The organism is Methylorubrum zatmanii (assembly GCF_014845115.1).
In the GTDB taxonomy this organism is placed as follows: Bacteria; Pseudomonadota; Alphaproteobacteria; order Rhizobiales; family Beijerinckiaceae; genus Methylobacterium; species Methylobacterium zatmanii.
In genome coordinates, this window is the sequence record NZ_NKUI01000209.1 from 1 (window position 1) to 1,322 (window position 1,322).

Consider the following 1,322-nt stretch of genomic DNA (forward strand, 5'->3'; position numbering starts at 1 on the left):
TGTTCTCTAATGAGTCAATGGGCGGCAGCTCGATCCAGAGCGTTCGACGCTTTCGGGTGCCTGCGTTCTCTACGTGCTCGTGCGGCACTTGATGGGGTCAGCTGGGTGCAAAGCGGCTCGGTTGAAAGCGCAGTCGGCGCAAGGCCGCATGCTACAGAATCGGCGCCATCTTCTGCTCCCTCCCTCGGGCGTCGCTCCCGCTCGGGAGCTCGGTTCGGCCTCCTGTCCGGTGATGTCAGCCGCTACGCAGGTCGGAACTCGGTGCCCTGCCGCAGCATCGCGTGCATGATGATCGCCAGCCGGCGCGCGAGAGCGATGCGGGCCTTGCGCATCGTCGAGCGCTTCGCGATGGCCAGAGCCCAAGCCTTCAGCTTCAGAGGCTGCCTGCAGCGCGTCAGCATCACGTTGGCGGCTTCGTACAGCAGCGTTCTGACCCGCCGGTCGCCGCACTTCGAGATGCTACCGGTGTAGTCGACCTCGCCCGATTGGTAGCGTCGCGGAACAAGGCCAAGATACGGACCGACGTCGCGGGAGCGCCTGAAGCGCTCAGGATCATCGACGGCTGCCGTGAAGGCGAGCGCGGTGAGTTGACCGACGCCCGGGATCGTCATCAACCGCCGGCAGGCATCTGAGGCTCGGACCATCCGCTTGATATCTGCATCGATGGCGGCGACAGCTGCCAGCACGGCAGCTCGCGCTCCGATCAGGCCGCGCATGGCGGCGGACAGTCCAGCGATCCCCTCGCTCGAACGCAGAGCCTGCTCGATGAACGCAGGGCTGAGCGCCCGCGGTAGCCGCACCCCGAACACGACGGCAAGACCGCGGATCTGGTTCTCCAGCGTGACCCGCTGGCCGACCAGCTTCTTGCGCGCGATGATCAACGACCTCACGGCGTGTGCCGGCAGCGACTTCACGTGCACCGGCTTGAAGAAGCCTGTTCGTGCCAGATGAGCCAGACCGCGCGCATCGTTCCGGTCGGTCTTGTGCGTCGTGAGCGACTTCAGGGCTTGGTAAGCCTGCCGGCTCTCGACGCAGACAACCGGCACACCATGGTCGGCCAAGCCGTGGAACAGCATCGGAGCCATCCGGCCTGTCTCGAACACAACCCGACGACAGGCAGGCGCCTTCGCGAGTTCCTGCGCGATGTCGGCAGGCGTAGAGGCCACCTTCGCCTGATGGGTAACTACTCCGTCGCGGTCGACCACGCAGACGTGCGTCTCCTCCATCGAGACATCTAGGCCAGCGAAATACTCCATGATCAGCCTCCTGTTCCGGCAGCGGAGCCGATCCTATCGACTTCCGCAGAAGAGCTGCCGCCCATT

At 65.0% G+C, this 1,322-nt stretch carries 1 protein-coding gene; it reads right to left on the reverse strand.

The window, feature by feature from the left end:
- Window positions 1–242 precede the first annotated feature (242 nt).
- On the reverse strand, window positions 243–1,256 hold the full coding sequence (locus tag MZTS_RS21270) for an IS110-like element ISMdi14B family transposase (protein ID WP_101475451.1): 1,014 nt from the start codon (window positions 1,254–1,256) through the stop codon (window positions 243–245).
- Window positions 1,257–1,322 lie beyond the last annotated feature (66 nt).